The 19,156-nt window shown below is 44.1% G+C and carries 17 protein-coding genes and 1 tRNA gene; 7 read left to right on the top strand and 11 right to left on the bottom strand.

All coding sequences use genetic code 11. The features are described 5' to 3' along the window. The coding region (locus tag F941_RS16615) for an ESPR-type extended signal peptide-containing protein (protein ID WP_005008807.1) at positions 1-1,484 on the bottom strand (1,484 nt) is incomplete at its 3' end. A gap of 553 nt (positions 1,485-2,037) precedes the next feature. Continuing rightward, positions 2,038-3,453 (bottom strand): Si-specific NAD(P)(+) transhydrogenase, encoded by a 1,416-nt coding sequence (gene sthA, locus F941_RS05695; protein WP_005008805.1) that lies wholly within the window; start codon positions 3,451-3,453, stop codon positions 2,038-2,040. A gap of 211 nt (positions 3,454-3,664) precedes the next feature. Here sthA and lipA point away from each other — a divergent pair, with 211 nt between their 5' ends. The 3 genes from lipA to F941_RS05680 all read left to right on the top strand — a co-directional run bounded on the left by lipA (position 3,665) and on the right by F941_RS05680 (position 8,083). After that, positions 3,665-4,678 (top strand): lipoyl synthase, encoded by a 1,014-nt coding sequence (lipA, locus tag F941_RS05690; RefSeq protein ID WP_005008803.1) that lies wholly within the window; start codon positions 3,665-3,667, stop codon positions 4,676-4,678. A 361-nt stretch (positions 4,679-5,039) separates the two neighbouring features. Continuing rightward, positions 5,040-7,553: an acyl-CoA dehydrogenase gene (locus tag F941_RS05685; protein WP_005008802.1), complete on the top strand. Its 2,514-nt coding sequence runs from the start codon at positions 5,040-5,042 to the stop codon at positions 7,551-7,553. A 143-nt stretch (positions 7,554-7,696) separates the two neighbouring features. Then, positions 7,697-8,083 (top strand): carboxymuconolactone decarboxylase family protein, encoded by a 387-nt coding sequence (locus F941_RS05680; RefSeq protein ID WP_005008801.1) that lies wholly within the window; start codon positions 7,697-7,699, stop codon positions 8,081-8,083. A 58-nt stretch (positions 8,084-8,141) separates the two neighbouring features. Here F941_RS05680 and F941_RS05675 read toward each other — a convergent pair whose 3' ends face one another. The 9 genes from F941_RS05675 to F941_RS05635 all read right to left on the bottom strand — a co-directional run bounded on the left by F941_RS05675 (position 8,142) and on the right by F941_RS05635 (position 16,156). Then, the gene (locus F941_RS05675) at positions 8,142-9,014 is read right to left on the bottom strand and encodes an NAD(P)-dependent oxidoreductase (RefSeq protein WP_026253324.1); all 873 of its coding nucleotides are present in this window, start codon (positions 9,012-9,014) and stop codon (positions 8,142-8,144) included. 9 nt (positions 9,015-9,023) lie between these two features. Further along, positions 9,024-10,376 carry a pyrimidine utilization transport protein G gene (gene rutG / locus F941_RS05670; protein WP_005008799.1) on the bottom strand — a complete coding sequence of 451 codons (1,353 nt, stop codon included), beginning with the start codon at positions 10,374-10,376 and terminating at the stop codon, positions 9,024-9,026. A gap of 33 nt (positions 10,377-10,409) precedes the next feature. Beyond that, positions 10,410-10,946 carry an NADH-dependent FMN reductase RutF gene (gene rutF, locus F941_RS05665; RefSeq protein WP_051065824.1) on the bottom strand — a complete coding sequence of 179 codons (537 nt, stop codon included), beginning with the start codon at positions 10,944-10,946 and terminating at the stop codon, positions 10,410-10,412. 87 nt (positions 10,947-11,033) lie between these two features. Beyond that, positions 11,034-11,414, bottom strand: coding sequence for a pyrimidine utilization protein C (gene rutC, locus F941_RS05660; RefSeq protein WP_005008797.1), 381 nt, complete (start codon positions 11,412-11,414; stop codon positions 11,034-11,036). A gap of 58 nt (positions 11,415-11,472) precedes the next feature. Then, positions 11,473-12,228, bottom strand: coding sequence for a pyrimidine utilization protein B (gene rutB, locus F941_RS05655; RefSeq protein WP_005008792.1), 756 nt, complete (start codon positions 12,226-12,228; stop codon positions 11,473-11,475). Next, on the bottom strand, positions 12,225-13,340 hold the full coding sequence (rutA, locus tag F941_RS05650; RefSeq protein ID WP_005008791.1) for a pyrimidine utilization protein A: 1,116 nt from the start codon (positions 13,338-13,340) through the stop codon (positions 12,225-12,227). Before rutA ends, rutB begins: the two co-directional genes overlap by 4 nt. A 340-nt stretch (positions 13,341-13,680) precedes the next feature. Then, positions 13,681-14,478, bottom strand: a complete 798-nt coding sequence (gene rutD, locus F941_RS05645; protein ID WP_005008789.1) for a pyrimidine utilization protein D — start codon at positions 14,476-14,478, stop codon at positions 13,681-13,683. Between the two features lie 98 nt (positions 14,479-14,576). Continuing rightward, on the bottom strand, positions 14,577-14,837 hold the full coding sequence (locus F941_RS05640) for a hypothetical protein (RefSeq protein WP_005008787.1): 261 nt from the start codon (positions 14,835-14,837) through the stop codon (positions 14,577-14,579). A 134-nt stretch (positions 14,838-14,971) separates the two neighbouring features. Then, the gene (locus F941_RS05635; protein ID WP_005008784.1) at positions 14,972-16,156 is read right to left on the bottom strand and encodes a S1C family serine protease; all 1,185 of its coding nucleotides are present in this window, start codon (positions 16,154-16,156) and stop codon (positions 14,972-14,974) included. A 170-nt stretch (positions 16,157-16,326) separates the two neighbouring features. On the opposite strand from F941_RS05635, the gene F941_RS05630 reads away from it, so the two are divergent. From F941_RS05630 to F941_RS05615, 4 genes are all read left to right on the top strand, one after another. Further along, entirely contained in the window at positions 16,327-17,085 is a 759-nt protein-coding gene (locus tag F941_RS05630; protein WP_005008781.1) for a Nif3-like dinuclear metal center hexameric protein, read from the top strand. Between the two features lie 157 nt (positions 17,086-17,242). Further along, positions 17,243-17,869: a superoxide dismutase gene (locus F941_RS05625; RefSeq protein WP_005008780.1), complete on the top strand. Its 627-nt coding sequence runs from the start codon at positions 17,243-17,245 to the stop codon at positions 17,867-17,869. A 145-nt stretch (positions 17,870-18,014) separates the two neighbouring features. Then, complete coding sequence (locus F941_RS05620; protein WP_005008779.1) at positions 18,015-18,785, top strand: hypothetical protein; 771 nt, start codon at positions 18,015-18,017, stop codon at positions 18,783-18,785. 295 nt (positions 18,786-19,080) lie between these two features. Further along, positions 19,081-19,156, top strand: a tRNA-Asn gene (locus F941_RS05615).

The raw sequence follows: 19,156 nt of genomic DNA, 5'->3' as shown, positions 1-19,156 counted from the left end.
CTGTTTAATTGGCTGCCATTGATGGCGTCTTTCGAAGACGCGCTGATATCGCCATCCGCCACATTGGTGATTTTCTTTTTGCCCGCATCAATGCCCTGAACCGTAATGCTTGGACCGTCTTTAATGTTGAGGCCGGCATTGTTAATCAGCGTATCGCCCAGCTTCACAGAATCAAAGCTGACGTCTTTCTTCGTGGCAACTTTATATTCTTTGCTGCCGTCTGCATTGGTGACATCGGCAACCGTGATGTTGTCGCCTTCCACAACGCTAGTTTTCGTACCAGCTCCAGCATTTTTTTCAATTGCTTCTGCGATAGACGCATAGTCATTACCAGCGACATTAAATGGCCCAGTTAACTTGCCATTATCACCGACAGTAACGCCGCCGCCAATAATATCTGCAGCGCTATTTGCAACATTACCCAAGACCACATTGGTTCTGTAAAGTTGGCTGCCATTAATACCATCGGTGCTTGCAGCACTGATTTGACCAGCTGCAACATTTTTAAGCTGACGCTCAGCTCCGGCAGATCCTAAAGAAACTTGATCGCCCGCTTGACTTGCAGCGCCAGCAAATGAACCAAATTTTATGCCATCAATCGTTGCTTCTGTTTCTTTTGTTGCATCGGTATCGGTATTTGATTTTGAACCAATTGCGACAGCATTCGTTTTTGTTACTTTAGAGGCATTACCAATAGCAATACCATTGCTTTTTTCTACTCTTGAACCAAAACCTAAAGCTGTTGATTCTTTTGCATTGGCAGCAATCGAAGAGTTTGAGCCCAAGGCTAAACTTTTTTCAGCGCCGCCTTCAACAGATGCCTTACGGCCAATCGCGACAGTATCTCCAGTATTATCACCAATTTTAGAAGCAATACCGATTGCAACACCACCGTCAGAATTGCCTGAATTGGCTTTTGCACCAATTGCAACTGATGCATTATCCACATCTGTTTGCGCTTGATCTGCAATTGCCCCTGTGCCAATAGCAACACTGTGCGCCCACGCCCAAGTGTCATTACCAATGGCAACACCGCCTTTGTCATCGCCACTATTTGCATTTGCATTACGGCCAATTGCAATACCATCATTGATGACACGTGAATTTTCCCCTAAGGCAATCCCACCCACAGTTCCTGTTCCGCCTGAAACACTGGCAGAACAGCCTATTGCAATAGATTTTGGCAAACTGGTACTGGCTGTGCCGCAATTTGGGTCTGAAATAGCAATAGATCCAGAATTCGATGCGCCATCATTGCCACTGCCTATTTTCACCGCATAAAGTTGTGGTGAAAGCGCAAGTAAAGCTGAAGCTAATAGACTTAAATTAATCGTTTTTTTTGTTTTCACTATTGTTAATTCAGTACTAGAGCTTGCAACCGCTTTGCTGCGAGATGAAGAATGGCCTTTCGCTGTTGCTAGTTCAGAAACAGCAACCCATGCACCCACTGAAGCATTCCAAATGACTTTATAAATTTTATTCACGTTAACCCTATAAAAGTGACACAGTTCTCATTATCAAATAATAAAGAGACAATATATGCAGAAGATCGGCATTATATTCATTTTTTATAATTTATCTATACTTAAGCTATGTTTTTTTCATTTTTTTTGAAGAAAAACTAACTAATCTTTGGCGACATCGAGTGAAATCTCAAATATCTATGTCGTCACTCTGAGAGTTAAGCTTCATTCTATTTTTTATTTTAAGCGTAATAAAATCTTATAATTAGAGATAATTTCATAGGTAAAGTTAGATTCAGTTTTCCTAAAACCAATAAAATACACGATATATAAATTCATTTAATAATATTAAAAATCAATAATTTAATAACATAAATAATGTTTTTTTCTACTCAGGAAAGCTTTTTAGATAAATTATTATTTTTCACAAGCAAGGGTTAATCAATGTTCCATAGTTTTGATAAAATTTACTTAATAATATGCTCTCTGTTGCCGTCAAAACTCCACTTTCTTCCATCCATAAAAAAACCCGCAAGCAATCACTCACGGGTTCTGTATTTAAAATTTAAAAATCTTAAAATAAACGGTTCATACCATTTAATGTAGCTACACGGTACGCTTCCGCCATGGTTGGGTAGTTGAACGTGGTTTCCACAAAATACTTAATGGTATTGTTTGGACTGTTCATCACCGCCTGACCAATGTGGATAATTTCGGCTGCGTTATTGCCAAAGCAATGCACACCCAGCACTTCCAAAGTGTCACGGTGGAACAGAATTTTCAATTCACCGACGGTATCGCCGGTGATTTGCGCACGCGCTAAGTAACGGAAGGACGCCTGACCAACTTCATACGGAATTTTTTCTTCAGTCAATTGCTGTTCATTCTTACCAATTGATGAAATTTCCGGAATGGTATAAATACCTGTCGGAATATCGGTTACTGGCGCCACATCTTTTTCACCGCTCATGTTCGCGCCCGCACAGCGGCCTTGGTCATAGGCGGCTGAAGCCAGTGATGGCCAGCCAATCACGTCACCTGCTGCGTAGATATTTTCGACTTCAGTCTGATATTTCTCATTCACCGTTAATTGGCCTCGGCTGTTTGGCTTCAGGCCAATATTCTCTAAGCCTAAACCATCGGTATTGCCTGAACGGCCGTTACACCACAAAATGGCGTCCGCTTTAATTTTCTTGCCGCTTTGCGTATGCAAGACAACATGATCATCAAAGGTCTCAAGGAAATCAATTTGTTCATTATGGCGAATCAATACCCCTTGCTCACGCAAGTGATAAGACAAGGCATCTGAAATTTCATCATCCAAATAGCTCAGCAGTTTATGCTGGGTATTGATCAAATCCACCTTGTGGTCTAAACCAATAAAAATAGAGGCATATTCACAGCCAATCACGCCAGCGCCATAAATAATGATTTTCTTGATTGAAAAATCCAAATCTAGAATTTTGTCTGAATCAAATACACGCGGATGATTAAAATCAAGCGCTGACGGGCGGTATGGGCGTGAACCTGTTGCGATCACCAACTGCTGGAAACTTAAAGTTTCTGTAATGCCGTCTGCACTGAAAATTAAAACGGTGTTCTGATCTTGAATATATGCCCGGCCATGATAGATATCAATTTTATTGCGGTCATAAAAGCGTGAATGCGTATCCACTTGCAGCTGAATCACTTTATGCGCATTGCGGAGTACTTGCTTCATGGTGAACTGTTTCCATTCACCTACTTTTTGGAACATTGGATCACGCTGATAGCGGATAATGCTTGAAACAGTTTGACGCAATGCCTTGCTTGGAATTGTACCCACATGTGTACAGTTGCCGCCCAGCTGCTCACGCATATCCACAATGGCAACACGTTTGCCGGATTTCGCAAGCTTCATTGCGGCGCCTTCACCCGCAGGGCCTGAACCGAGAACTACCGCATCGTACTTAATGAAAGTCCCACTAACGATCTCTTTCTTACGTGGCATTCAACGCTCCTTCAAAAATTACTTATTGCTTATCTTGCGCATATTATGACGTAAATAGCGCCGCTTTGCTGTATTTAGCTCACATATATTGAATGATGACTACATTTAGTAAATGAATAGTATTTTCGCCCCATCATTTCGCATTTCCGCTATAATGAAGGCACTATATTTCTAGAATCTCTCCCCCGTCAAAACAGTGGAAAAGTTGAATATGTCTGAAAACCGTAAACCAGAACAGGGTGTCAAACTTCGCGGCGCTGAAAAAGTTGCCCGCATTCCTGTAAAAGTTGTTCCTACGGTTGAAGCGCCACGCAAACCGGACTGGATTCGGGTAAAAATGGCGGCGCCAGATGAGGTGCAGCGCATCAAAACGACTTTACGCGCGCAAAAGCTGCATACGGTATGTGAAGAAGCAGCTTGTCCAAACTTGCCTGAATGCTTCGGCGGAGGCACTGCGACCTTCATGATCATGGGTGACATCTGTACCCGCCGCTGCCCATTCTGCGACGTTGCCCACGGCCGTCCAAATGCGCTTGACCCAGATGAACCTCGCCATATGGCAGAAACCATTGCCAATCTTGGCTTAAAATACGCAGTGATTACCTCTGTAGACCGCGATGACCTTTTGGATGGCGGCGCGCAGCATTTTGTAGACTGCATTAAAGAAGCGCGTGATTTAAGCCCGAAAACCCTGCTTGAAATTTTGGTGCCGGATTTCCGCGGCCGCATGGACATCGCGCTGCGCATTATGACCGAGTGTCCGCCAGATGTGTTTAACCACAACATCGAAACTGTGCCGCGCTTGTATAAAGCGATGCGTCCGGGTTCTGACTATCAGCACTCGCTGAACTTGCTGAAAATGTTTAAAGAATACTGCCCAGATGTGCCGACAAAATGCGGCTTAATGGTCGGTATTGGTGAAACTGAAGAAGAAGTCATTGCGCTGCTGGACGATTTGAAAGCGCATGATGTTGACTATATTACGATTGGCCAATATCTGCAGCCGTCTAAAGAGCATGCGCCGATTGACCGTTTTGTTACTCCTGAAGAATTTGAACGCTATACAGCGCATGGCCAGAAATTAGGTTTCAAAAATATCTGGGCAGCGCCTATGGTGCGTTCAAGCTATTTTGCAGACCGCCAATACTACGGTGAGCCAGTTCCAGCGGTGCGCCGCAAAACTGATCCTGCAAAAAAAATTGCCGTGCAAACGATTGAAGCTTAATTTTCACTTGATGTGAACATCGAAGAAAAAAGCCCTTAAGACATTGAGGGCTTTTTTGTTTTCAGCATATTTAGAATCTAAGCGCGCTGCCAGAATTCTGTTTATAAATTACGTGATGTGACATTTCTTTGCGTGAATCCGGTTGTTTTGCGCCTACTTTTTAACCACCCTATAGTTAGACATATTCTTTGCCCTTTCATGATTTTAGGGCAACTTCACACTAACATGCGCAGGCGAAAGCAAAACCATATACCGTCAAACGGCATGAAGACCTCAAACCCAGAAGATCAAATCACCCTGCTGATGCCGTCTGCAATGAAATGCTGATTGAGCTGAGCCCTTGTCACTGGAGCCAATAATAATGCTATTTCTACTCAGTGCTGTACTCTTCATTTTTACGCTATGGGCTGTATTTTTCTTCGGACTGTCACGAAGTGCTGGCGCCCTTGTATTGATCGCAGCATCCATCGCAATGCCTTTGATCAGCCCATGGTCCCTAATTTTTGGCATACCGCTTATTTTGCTGAGCCTCATTGTGCTGATTGGACCGCTGCGCATGAATATCATAACCAAGCCAGCATATAAAACTTTAGCCAATGCCATGCCCAGCATGAGCAGCACCGAACGCGAAGCGCTGGATGCTGGCACCAGCTGGTGGGAAAAGGAATTATTTATGGGCGCGCCAGACTGGAAAAAGCTTGACGCCTACCCTTATCCGCAGCTCAGCACTGAAGAACAATCCTTTTTAGACCATGAAGTTGAGCAGCTCTGCGGCATGCTGAATGAATGGGATATTCATCACAAGCATAAAGATCTGCCGCCAGCGGCGTGGCAGTTCATTAAAGACAACGGCTTCCTTGGCCTCGTCATTCCTAAAGCATATGGCGGCCGTGAATTCAGTTCATTTGCGCAAAGCCGCGTCATGAGCAAAATCGCCTCCCGCTCTTTAACGGCAGCTGTCAGCTGCATGGTACCCAACTCTTTGGGACCCAGTGAGCTGCTTTTGCACTATGGGACCGATACGCAAAAAGACCGCTACCTACCTGGCCTGGCCAAAGGTCTTGAAATTCCCTGTTTTGGCCTAACCAATCCAGAAGCCGGCTCAGATGCGGGTGCGATTCCAGATACAGGTGTGGTCTGCTGGGGCAGTTTTGAAGGCGAGGAAACTTTAGGCCTGAACATGAATTTTTCCAAGCGCTGGATTACGCTTGCCCCAATTGCCACAGTCATTGGCCTTGCTTTTAAGCTTTATGACCCCGAAGGTTTGCTGGGAGATAAAAATAAAACCGAATACGGCATTACCTGCGCATTGCTTCCAGCCAGTCATGACGGTGTTATTACAGGGCCCCGCCATAATCCAGGCTCACCCTTTATGAATGGCACAATCGAAGGCAAAGACGTGTTTATTCCGCTGGATTGGATTATCGGCGGCATCAAAAATGCCGGAAAAGGCTGGCGCATGCTGATGGAATGCCTAGCGGTCGGCCGCGGCATTTCCTTGCCGGCGCTCTCTACCGCAGCCGGCGAAATGGCCTATTTAAATGTCGGCGCATTTGCGAAAGTCCGTCAGCAATTTAAAATTTCCGTTGGCGAATTTGAAGGCGTCCAAGAAGCATCCAGCGACATAGCCAGCGATGCCTACATGCTCGAAGCATTCCGCTACTTGGTGACTTGCGGCCTGAATCAAGGCGGAAAACCTGCTGTGATGACCGCGATGGCCAAATATTACGCCACTGAAACCATGCGCAAAGTGGTCAATCACAGTATGGACATTGTTGGCGGCCGCGCCGTGCAGCTGGGCCCGCGCAATTTCCTTGCACTGAATTATCAGGCGATTCCTGTTTCCATCACGGTTGAAGGCGCTAATATTCTGAGCCGGTCTTTGATGATTTTTGGCCAGGGCTCCATGCGCTGCCATCCTTATTTATTTGAAGAACTGCAGCTGCTGCAGGCGGAAGATCAAGATAAGGCACTCAACAGATTCAACGATATGCTGTTTCAGCATTTGGGTTATACCTTTAACCGCGCAGCGCGCGCGCTGGCCTACGCTTTTACTGGCGGTTCATCGAACGCGCCAGAAGCAGCAGACCAATTCAGCCTGCCCTATTATAAAAAAATCAACCGTTTCAGTGCCGACTTTGCCCTCACTGCAGACATGTGCCTTGGCTTGCTGGCGGGTGACATTAAACGCAAGGAAATGCTTTCCGGACGGCTTGCGGATATTCATGCGCACTTGTTTATTGCCACAGCTATTCTTAAATACTACGAACATGGCAAAAAGACTGAAGCAGAACAGAGCCATGCACAGCTGGCTTTAGAAAAGGCGCTGTACAAGATACAGGAAGCCTTTGATGGCCTTTTCGATAATTTCCCGATCCGTTTTGCCGCGGGCCTTATTAAACGGATATGCTTCCCTTTCGGGCGCGCTGCAGCCCCGCCCTCAGATCGATTGAAACGTGCAGCCGCTGAACACATGATGCAGAACAATGCCTTCCGCCAAGAATTGACAGAACACGTGCATTACAGCTCGGCGCCGCATGACGTTTCTGGCCGCATGGAAAATGCCTTTTTACAGCTGCTGAACATTGAACCGTTATGGGACAGGTTCAAAAAAGCGGAAGCCAAAGGCCAATTTAAAGGCCTGAGCTTTGAAGAACATATTGCGGATGCGATTGCGCAAAATGCCCTGACTCAATCAGAAGCTGAACAATTAACTGCATACAATATACAGCGCTATGACAGCATGCTGACGGATATTTTTGATATGCAGCTGCTGCACGAACTCGAATTATCCAATCCGCATCTGCCTGCAGATCAGCAAAAGATCAAACAGCAGCACACGGATGATTCACCCGAAGCTTTTCTGCGTTATTAGCTCAAAATCATTGAGCATATTCAAATAGGCTATCCGCTGCGTTGAGGCCGTTGGTGGCATCTGTGTACGACTATCAGCCAATGGCATCGCTTGCTCAGACGTATAGTCTATAACGCAAAACCACTTTACAGAAGGTATGCTGCATGTCTCAGCAAGATTATGAAAATGGCTTGAAAGTCCGCACTGAAGTGATGGGGGAAAGCTTTGTCAAACGCGCACAGGATAATACTGTACCCTTTACGCAGCCATTGCAGGACTGGATTAATGAACATGCCTGGGGCTCGACTTGGCAGCGTGAAGGCGTACTGCCGCGTAAATACCGCTCACTGATTACCATTGCATTTTTAACGGCGCAAAAAAGCCCTACCGAGCTTAAGGGCCATGTCCGCGGCGCTTTAAACAACGGCGCAACAGTTGAAGAAATTCAGGAAGTCTTGCTGCACAGTTTGCCGTACTGCGGCGCGCCGGCAACACAGGAAGCGTTCCGAGCCGCCTTAGAAGTCATCAATGACTATCAAAAGTCTGAATAAATACCGTCAAAAGTATCAAAAAACCGCAGAATGCTGCGGTTTTTTCATTCCATTACGTTTAAGACAATTCAATTTGATTGATCTGCTCTAAACTTTGCACAGCCGCTGAAAAGTCCAATTGCTGTGCATGCGGCTTTTCAATCAGCCCGAACTGCTGCTGCACCAGATGCATGGCGGGCAGCTGTAAATTTTCTTCCGCAATCAGGCTCACAGCAATGCCGATATCCTTTTGCAGCAAATCTAAAGCAAAGGTTTTATCAAAACGGCGGTTTAGCACGCGCTGCGCCATAATATTTTCCGACATGCTGCTTTTGCCGCTGGAATGGTTAATGCAGTTCAGCGCCGAAGCTAAATCAACCTGTTTAGACTTTAACAGCGTCAGACCTTCCGCCAGCGCCCATAAATGCGCCGCCATCAATGTGTTATTCACAGCTTTCACTGCAAAGCCTGCACCGCTTTCCCCTACATGCTCGATCAAGCCGGCAAAGGCATCAATCACGGGTTTGGCTTGTTCAAAAGCAGCTGCATCTCCGCCAATCATTACCGTTAAAGTGCCGCGCTCTGCGCCGATGGTTTGCCCTGAAACGGGCGCATCCAAGTAAATAGAACCGAATGCTTTCAATTGCTGGCTTAAACGCTGCGCTGACTCTGGCACGCCGCTGGTGCAGTCAATCCAGATACTTCCCGCTTTAGGCGGATGAGCTGCGATTAACTGCTCAACATCTGCGCTGGTGGGCAAGCAGGAGAAAATAAAATCGGCCTGCACGGTATCTTCAATCGCAGCAGCCTGCGTGCCAAAAGTCTCTGCATGCAGCACAGCCTTGTCAAAATTGCGGTTCCAAACTAAAACTTCTAAGCCAGTTTTTGGCAAATGGGAAGCCATATGCCAACCCATTGCCCCGAGTCCAATAAATGCTGCACGTTGACTCAAAATAATCTCCTAGTGTTGAACTGCAGAGGATGCTGCAGAGGATTCATCATTTACAGCTTGCGCTTTTTCTTCACCACGGTTTAAAAAGAGATTTAAGAAGATCGCGGCCAATGTCGCTGTGCCAATTCCGCCTAAATCAAAACTGCCAATATGCAAGCTCAGGTTTCCCGCGCCCATAATCAGGCTGACAGCCGCAATTAATAAAGTGCTGTTCTTGGTAAAATCGACTTTATGGTCAATCCAGATTTTTGCACCCGCTATCGTAATTAAGCCAAACACGACAATCGAAGCGCCGCCCAGCAGCGCAACTGGAATGGTGCTGATGACAGCGCCGAATTTAGGCGATAACCCCAGAAGAACAGCGAATACACCGGCAATCACAAAAATTGTCGTTGAATAGACTTTGGTTACTGCCATGACGCCAATATTTTCAGCATAGGTCGTCATGCCTGTTCCGCCTACGGATGCAGACATGGTTGTGCAGAGGCCATCGGCTAAAAAGGCGCGTCCCATATACGGATCCAGATTTTTTCCAGTCATGGCCGATACGGCTTTAAAATGGCCTAGGTTTTCTGCAACTAAAATCAAAGCAACAGGTGCAATCAGCAGCATGGCATTAGCATCAAACACGGGCGCATGGAAAGTTGGCAGGCCAAACCAAGCCGCGTTGTCAATGACACTGAAATCAATCGGCTTGCCAAAACCCAAAACATTGGTCAGTAAAAAATACGCAAAATAAGCTGTCATCAGGCCAATCAGCAGCAATAAACGCCGCACCATGCCGCGGGTAAATACCGCAACCGCGCTGATACACAAAATAGTCACCACTGCCATCCATGTATCAAAAGAACTGGCAGAAACGCTTTTAATGGTCACAGGCGCCAAATTCAGGCCAATGATCATGACAATAGCGCCCGTCACAATCGGCGGCATGAGTTTTTCAATCCAGGCTGTTCCTGTTTTCATCACCACCAAACCGATACCCGCGTAAATCAGGCCGCAGGCAATGGTTCCGCCTAATGCCAAAGCGATATTCGGATTGGAGCCTGCGCCGCTGTAACCCGTCGCTGCTGCCACTGCGCCAATAAATGCAAAACTCGAGCCCAGATAGCTCGGCATGCGCCCGCCGGTCATGAGGAAGAATAGAATCGTGCCGATCCCAGTAATAAAAATGGTCAGGTTCGGATCAAATCCCATCAATAAAGGTGCCAGCACTGTCGCGCCAAACATGGCAAATGCATGCTGCAGCCCCAAGACTATGCTTTTTGCTGGGGGAAGGTACTCGTCAGTTTGGACTGGCGTTGTATCTAAGTTGCCTTGATAAGGCTTAAATTTCGGAAACCACGTTTCTTTTTCATTCATTAGGGTTCCCCCTCCTTCAGATGGGTTCAGATCTCAGTTCATTGGTTTTGGTTCACAGTAGCTGCGGTTGAAATACATTAAGGCATTTTGACCGTCTTGGCTTTGCACCGCTTTCACTTCACAAATCAATACATCATGGCTGCCGACAGACATGCTTTGCACAACTTCGCAGTCAAAAGACACTAAAGCACCCTCTAGCACAGGCGCTTGCGTGACTAGAGAATTCCAAACACCATGCGAAAAACGTTCCTGCATTGGGGTTTTGCCGCCAAATAAATTGGACAGATGGCTTTGCTGCGCATTTAAGGTATTTACACACAGTACTTTATTGGCCTTGAATGTTTCAAATACAGACGCCGAACGGTTTAAACAGACCAATAACGTTGGCGGCGTATCCGTTACACTGCATACAGCAGAAGCAGTGAATCCAGCTTGTCCGGCTGCGCCCTGAGTCGTAATGACATTGACCGCCGCGCCTAAATTTGACATGCCTTGACGGAACAGCTGCTGATCGACTTCACCGCAGGCATTCATCATAGGCTTGTGCATCTGTGCTGCGCTGTTCATCATTTCCGCAGCCATTAATTTGCTGTTCATGACAATTCTCCCAAACTGAAATCTGCCCCGCAGCAGTTCAGCCTGCTTTAAAAGTTATAGTTATACATGCGCAACCGAAGCAATTTCGACAAGCGCATCCGGTTTCACCAAACCCGTTTGTACACAATAGCGCGCAGGCTTATCTCCAGGAAAATACTCTGCATAGACCTCATTGAAGGCCGCGTAATTTGCCCAATCTGTCAGGAAAATATGGTTAAAGGTGACATCAGCCATGTTGCCGCCGGCGGTTTCCAAAACCTTTTTGATGGTTTCCAAAATGTGGCGGGCTTGCGCTGCGCAGTCGCCCACATGCACCACATTGTTATTTTCATCAAAAGCTAAAGTGCCTGACACATACACAATGTTGTCTGCTTTCGTGGCTGGTACAAATGGCGCAAGCGGTATGCCTGTTCCAGCTGGGACAATAATTTCTTTAGGCATGGCATTCTCCAAATTTTTAATCAAGCTATAGGGTCAAAAAGTCTAGGTTCAAAAAAGTTTAAGCTGATTTTTCAAGCTGTAGTTGCGGCTTAAATGTCTCAACAAAGTTTTTGGTGTCAGATACCCAGCCAAAGAAAGTTTTAATGTTGAACAAGCTCGCCTCATGCGCCTCTACAGGCCCTGCCTGATAGCAGGCATCATCCAGCGCTACGCCAAAATATTCGAGGAAGAAGCCGTCACGTAAAGTTGATTCCACACAGACATTGGTGGCAATGCCGACAAAGACTAAATTGCGGATGCCGCGGCAGCGCAGCATGCTGTCCAAAGCCGTATTGAAGAACCCGCTATAGCGTGGCTTTTCAATCACAAGGTCCTGTTCTAAAAGCTGCAGCTCATCAATCAGTTCAAAATCCCAATGCCCTTTTGCCAATAAAGTGCCTTGTAGTTCTGGCTTCTTGCGCATGGTTTTCAATGCATTGGATTTATGGAAGTTTGGAGAATCTACCCCGCCGGCTTCACGGTATTGGTCATCCCAGCCATTTTTGAAATAGATAACTTGAATGCCCGCTTCATGCGCTGCCGCCACGGCTTTTTTAATGTTTTCAACCACAGGTTTTGTTTTCGAAACATCAAAACCCGCCAAGTCTAAGTAGCCGCCCATTGAGGTATAGGCATTTTGCATATCAATAACAATTAAGGCTGTCTGCTCTGGCGCCAGTTTTAAGGCTTCAGGTAATGCAGGCAATATTTTTCCTGTACCTGCTTTTTCAGTGAATCCGCTGCAGACGACTGTTTCGGTAGTGAATTGGCTCATGCTGATTTCTCCAAAACAGTTAAGGCTGCTTCACCTTCTTCAATCACGATGCCTTGACGGCTTTTCATTAGTGGCTGAATTTTTTGACCAAAATCTTCCACACCTTGAATAAAGTCATCAAAGGTCAGCAAGATGCCGCCTGTACCTTCAATGCTGTCCAATTCATCCAGCATGCTTGCCACATTTTCAAATGAGCCCACCAATGTGCCCATGTTGATGTTGACTGGCGAAACACTGGAGGCCATTTGACGGATATTGGTATCCTTGCCCGAAGTTGTATCTTTGCCGCCTTGATTTTTCAGCCAATTAATCGCTTCCATATCTGCGCCATCGTTATAGCTTTGCCATTTCGCAAATGCTTCTTCATCTGTTTCTGCTGCAATCACCATAAACAGCACAAAGGTTTCAACGTTGCGGCCGGTTTTGTCGGTATGCGCTTTTAAGCGGTCATTGATGTCAGCAAAAGCTGTAGGTGTATTCAAACCTTTACCAAATACAAAGTTATAATCTGCATATTGCGCAGAGAATGCTAAGCCTGAATCGGATTGGCCGGCACAAATAATTTTCATATCCGCTTGCGGAATTGGGCTCACTCGGCAATCTTCCATTTGGAAATGTTCGCCATTAAAGTCTGATTTTCCTGTTGCCCATAAATCGCGAAGTACTTGCACATATTCAGACAGGTATTCATAGCGTTTGCCAAAGTATTCATCACCCGGCCACATCCCCATTTGCGTATATTCAGGCGCTTGCCAGCCAGTCACAACGTTTAAGCCAAAGCGGCCATTTGAAATTGAATCAATGGTTGATGCCATGCGGGCGACAATTGCAGGCGGCATCACCAAAGTCGCAGCAGTCGCATAAATTTGAATCTTGCTGGTCACAGCAGCCAGACCGGCCATCAGGGTAAATGTCTCTAGATTGTGTTCCCAGAATTCAGTTTTGCCGCCAAAACCGCGGAGCTTAATCATCGATAAAGCAAAGTCAAATCCGTAGTGTTCAGCGCGCTGTACAATCTGCTTATTCATCTCAAAACTAGGTTTATATTGCGGCGCATTTTCAGAAAGCAGCCAGCCATTATTGCCAATTGGACAGAAGACACCGATTTTCATATTCATCACCTTTATTTTACCAATTAGTAAAAAACGCACTTAAATTTAAAAAGACATTTACCATGATGAATATTTAGCAATTGCTGTGCCAATTATTATTTATTATTATTTTTCAAATATTTAATATTATTATTTTTTACTTTTCAGTAAAATTAACCCTGATCACACATGCGCATTTTTAGTGTGCAATGTTTTAAAAAGGTGCACTTTATGAACCAAGACATTGCTCAGCGCATTTAAAAATTTCATCGAAACATCAGCAAGCGCTCTATACCCAATGTAAAAAAAGCCCGATATAAATATCGAGCTTTTAGCCTTTATTGAACTTAAATACTTTGACTTAACTCAACAGGAATTTTAGCAATGCTTGGTTGATTTTCTCAGTTTGGGTATGCGTCGATGCATGTGCACCAGTCGCAAATATCTCAAGTTCACCCAGCCCTAATGTTTGCTGTAAATCTGCAGATTTTTTGACAGGCACCAGAAAATCATCCTGATTGGCAATCAATTGTATCTGAGTATTTTTTAAAGCCTCAGCATGCTGTTCATTCACACTGAATTGCTGTAGCGCCTGCAGACGCATCAGCACATTATGCGCAGGCGGGAAGCTCGTGAGCTGTGCATTTTCGGCTTGTTCCAGACTTTCTTGATGTTCTGAAATCCATTGCGGCGGATAAAGAAAAAGCGCCTGCGCGCGCACATAGGCCTCTGCGCCGCTGTTTTTCAGCAAGCTGATGCGCGCTTGAAAACATTTTTGCGTATGCAGATCTAATTGATCCCACGCATTGATACAACTTAGGCTTTTCATCTGGAGATTCTCCCTGCTCTCGGCAATAAGCCTTGCCAGCTCCATGCCAATATGCCCGCCCAAAGCATGGCCAATAAAATGAAACTGCTGAATGTCCGCATCTCTGATGATACTTAGCGCCTGCTGCGCCATATGCTGCATGCTGTAATCGGCAGGCAATGCTTCCGCGTCTGCATGACATCCCTCATGATCATAGGTCAAGACATGAAAATGCTGCTGCAATGCCTCTAATTGCGGTTTCCAAAATGCGCCATGGCCGCCAAGGCCTGATGAAAGAAGAATATGTTCCGCTTGTGCATTGTCAGTACAAGGATGAATTTGATAGTGCATGTAATGGTCTTCGCTGCTAGATAGTTATTTTACCATTTAGCAAAAAATGTGCCGTTCCAGCTCAAAGGCTTGCCGACCATGAAGTCTGCTGGAATGTTTTAAATCCAATAAACATTGACGCTGTAAAAAAATTCATTAACCTCAAAACGCACTTGATAGCCCAGTTCAGTGAGCTCTGCAGAAAGGCTGCGGATCTCTTCCAAAGGCAAATGTTTCGGCAGCACAGTGAACACCGCGGTATTGCCCTGCTGGGCATTGCTTTCAATCATTTGCGCTAAACGGATTTTATACAGTTCGATATTTAAATTGGCATTTTCAGACAGCGCTTTAGCAACAGCTGCAGTAATAAAACTTGTCATTGTTATACTCATTATTTTTAAATACCCAATTAAAATAAAACAGTTTTCGCAAAATTCTATAGCTATTTTGCAGCCGAACATTCGAATAGAACAATAAAAAAATCCCTCATGAAGAGGGATTTTTTTAACCGAATTTAGCGAGGCAGCGGAATATATTGCGATTCCGAATTTTTCTCTTGCACTTTTCGCTCTGCAATCGTGACATTAATATTCATAGGCTTTTTATCGCGTTCAATTGAAATCTGCACGACGCTGTTAGGCGGCTGCAGCGCTACGTAGTTGATCAAATGAGATGCTGAAGTAATGACTTCATTATTCACTTTAAGAATTTTATCGCCGCGTTTTAAACCTGCTTTAGCCGAAGGCCCGTTAGGCTGCACATGCGCAACAATAACCCCTTGCTCTTTAGGCGCAAAAACATCTTCCTGTTCAATCGGAAGGAGGCTAATGCCCAAATAACCCCGAACTACACGGCCATCTTTCAAAATGGCATTAAGTACCTGCTGGCAAATTTTTGCAGGAATTGCAAAACCAATCCCCAGCGAACCGCCAGATTGCGAGAAGATTGCCGTATTCACACCAATCAGATTTCCTGCGACATCAATTAATGCGCCGCCTGAATTGCCCGGATTAATCGCCGCATCGGTCTGAATAAAGTCTTCATAGGTATTGATGCCTAAATCTGAACGGCCTGTAGCAGAAATAATGCCCTGCGTTACAGTTTGCCCGACGCCAAACGGGTTTCCAATGGCCAGGACTACATCTCCAACTTCATTGCCGCTCAGTTTGAAAGGCAGCACGGGTAGCTGATCCATTTCAATTTTAATCACCGCAATATCCGTATCAGGGTCTGTTCCTACAACTCTTGCTTCGGCACGGCGTCCATCATTTAAAGCCACAATAATTTGGTCAGCCTGAGCAACTACGTGGTTGTTGGTTAGAATATAGCCATCAGATCGAACAATCACCCCAGAACCCAAGCTGTTTTCATTCGGTTCTTGTTTAAGCTGATCCGGAATTTGATTGCCAAAAAATTCACGGAATGCTGGATCATTTAATAAAGGATGATCTAATTGTTTAACTTTTTGTGTTGTGAAAATATTGACCACAGCAGGCGCTGCGACTTTAACTGCTGCATTGTAAGAGACGACACCGCCTGTACGGGATGTATTGACTAAAGGTTCAATTTTTTCTGCAGGTAATTTCACCCCATCAGGCGTTACAGGCGCTTTAGGCTTCTGCAGCTGCTGCCAGCCCAAAAAGCCCAAAATTACGATAATCAGCAGCACCCAAGGTAACCATGTAAAGCTCCGGCGCACGTTTATATCCTCTAAAAATTTTTAATTGTTGATGGTTCAGTTATTTAAGTCATAGTGTAATGTAATTTTTCATATAGGCTTTAAAAAAAACACGGAGTTTTGTGCTGCTTTAGTTACAATTAAATGCATGTTTAAATAATAGAAATTGATTTTGAAATGGCAGAAGGCTGATGGCTCAATTAAACGACATTATTCAGTGGTGCAATCAGACATTAAAGTCCCACGAATTTAAAGACTATGCCCCAAACGGCCTGCAGATCGAAGGAAAGTCTGAAGTCAATAAAATCCTCTGCGCCGTCACGGCATCACAGGGGGCAATTGACGCGGCCATTGCACAAGGCGCTGACCTGCTGCTGGTGCATCATGGCTATTTTTGGAAAGGCGAAGCATATCCAATTACTGGAATGCGCGGCAAACGTATTAAAAGCATCATTAAAAATGATCTTTCACTGGTTGGATACCATTTGCCTTTAGACAGCCACCCCACCCTAGGCAACAATGCCGCTATTGCTGATCTACTGGCGCTTGAGCGCATAGAAGCCTTAGACCCAGGTGAGCGTAATCCCATTGGCAATATCGGTTTTTTAAAGCAGCCAATGACACCGCGGGCATTCAAAGATTTTGTATCAGAGCAATTGCATTTTGATGCTATTCATTTGCCGGCAGATAAAGCATCCGTGCAGAAAATCGGGTATTGCACTGGCGGCGCACAGGACTTTATTGGCAAAGCGGCTGAGCAGAATTGCGATGCCTATATTTCTGGGGAAGTCAGTGAGCGCACTTTCTACGAAGCCAAAGAATTGAATGTGCATTATTACGCTTGCGGCCACCATGCGACAGAACGCTATGGCGTACAGCGCCTGGCAAAAGCTATTTCAGAACAGTTCAATATTGAGTATAGTTATTTCGAATTAAACAATCCGATTTAATTTAGTTGAAGCCTGCTTTTGGCATTTTTCTTTATACGTATAAATTCGGGCTTTATTCTGTATTCTTATTTATAAGCAATGCGCAATTCTGTCTAAGAATCTATTACAATAAGGGCACTTAATGTCAAAACCCAGCAAAATGCAAGGAATTGAAAACATGACAACGATTACTTTACCAGCGCTACCTTATGGTTACGAAGATCTTGCTCCGCACATCAGCAAAGAAACTTTAGAATACCACCACGACAAACACCACAATACTTATGTGGTTAACCTGAACAACCTAATCAAAGGCACTGACCTTGAAGGTAAAACTTTAGAAGAAATCATCAAAGCGGTTGCTGGCGATGCGTCTAAAGCAGGTGTATTCAACAATGCAGCGCAAGTTTGGAACCACACGTTCTACTGGAACTGTATGGCTAAAAACGGCGGCGGTAAAGCAACTGGCGCGCTTGCTGCTAAAATCGACGAAGCTTTCGGTTCTTACGAAAAATTCGCTGAAGAATTTGCTGCTGCTGCAACAACTCAATTCGGTTCAGGCTGGGCTTGGTTAGTTGCTGACGAAGTAAATGGCAACCTGTCTATCCTTAAAACTTCAAATGCTGACACTCCGCTTGCGCACGGTAAAGTTGCTGTGTTGACTATTGACGTTTGGGAACACGCTTACTACATCGATTTCCGCAATGCTCGTCCTAAGTACATCTCTACTTTCCTTGAAAGCCTAGTGAACTGGGATTACGCAAACGCTAAATATGCAGGTCAAGCTGCTGGCGTTGAAAAATAAGATCTTTTGATTTTATTTCAGCATAAAAAATCACCCTAAAAAGGGTGATTTTTTATGCGTTATACAATTTTAGAACTGATAAACAATACATAAGTACTTTTCATTCTTTCTTCCGCTTAAGTGAAACTAAATAAAGTTGTGAAACATGGTCTATGTATTGATCATGGACTGTGGTAAAACTACCAAAAACTTCAGATCCGCAGGTTCGGGGTTTTATGATAAAAATAAGATATTAAAATTCATTAATAAATTTCATATAACATGTATTATGTTAATTTTAGGAAAAATTAATAAATTGAAGAAAGTCGATCTAGAGTTAAATATACACTCTTATGAAGATGTACAAAAATGGGCTATAGCAGTTTTAGAAAAAGATCCTAATGATGAATTAGCTTTAGAAATTTGCTTTTTATCAACTGCTAATGAATCTTTTTTTAGATATTGCAGACAAATAATTAAGAAGTATTTAATGATAATGTATCTTTGTGACTATACAATTAGAGATCCCAAGCAGCATGGAACTAGAATTAATATCAAAGAAATAGGTTGGTTAGCTTTATCTACAATAATTAAAGATATATTTCATTCAGGGGGATCAATCAGGATATGTAAAACACGAACTGAATATTTGGATGAGTATTCAACTTTTAGTTATCAAGATTTAGATCACTATTATATGATATGTGATGAAAAACATGGTTATATATTAGGTTTCAACACAGAAGAAGGTCTATTTACTCTACTTAATAAAAATAACGCTGGTACTCAGAAAATTTATACATTTCATCCTTACGATGATAAATACGATTTCCAATATGTTCACCAAGATTTGGAACTTGCTACAAGAATATTTAAAGAAATTTATGACAGTGGCCATATATCAATTGACTCAAAAAAATTATTTAAAGAGCATTGAATTACTGGAAATCTATTTATCATAATGGCGCTTATACGAAACTACGGCAAGCAGTGTTCTCCACATATTCGGAACCAAAACAGCAATCTAACGCAACTTTACCCTTAATTCTATCAATCACTCTTCTAACTATAAACGCCAAAAGTATTCTGACGACTTTTAATACTGTAAAAGCTTAAAAGAATCAATAAATAAGCAACATACCTATCTTTGGATAATAAAAAAACATTTAAGCGCTTAATCTTTCATTTTTACTTGACCCATTAGAGTTTCATCCCTAAAATGCGCATCAGATTCTCCAATAGCTCAGTCGGTAGAGCGACGGACTGTTAATCCGCAGGTCCCTGGTTCGAGCCCAGGTTGGAGAGCCA

The organism is Acinetobacter bouvetii DSM 14964 = CIP 107468 (assembly GCF_000368865.1).
In the GTDB taxonomy this organism is placed as follows: Bacteria; Pseudomonadota; Gammaproteobacteria; order Pseudomonadales; family Moraxellaceae; genus Acinetobacter; species Acinetobacter bouvetii.
This window is presented reverse-complemented; position numbering and strand designations above follow the sequence as displayed.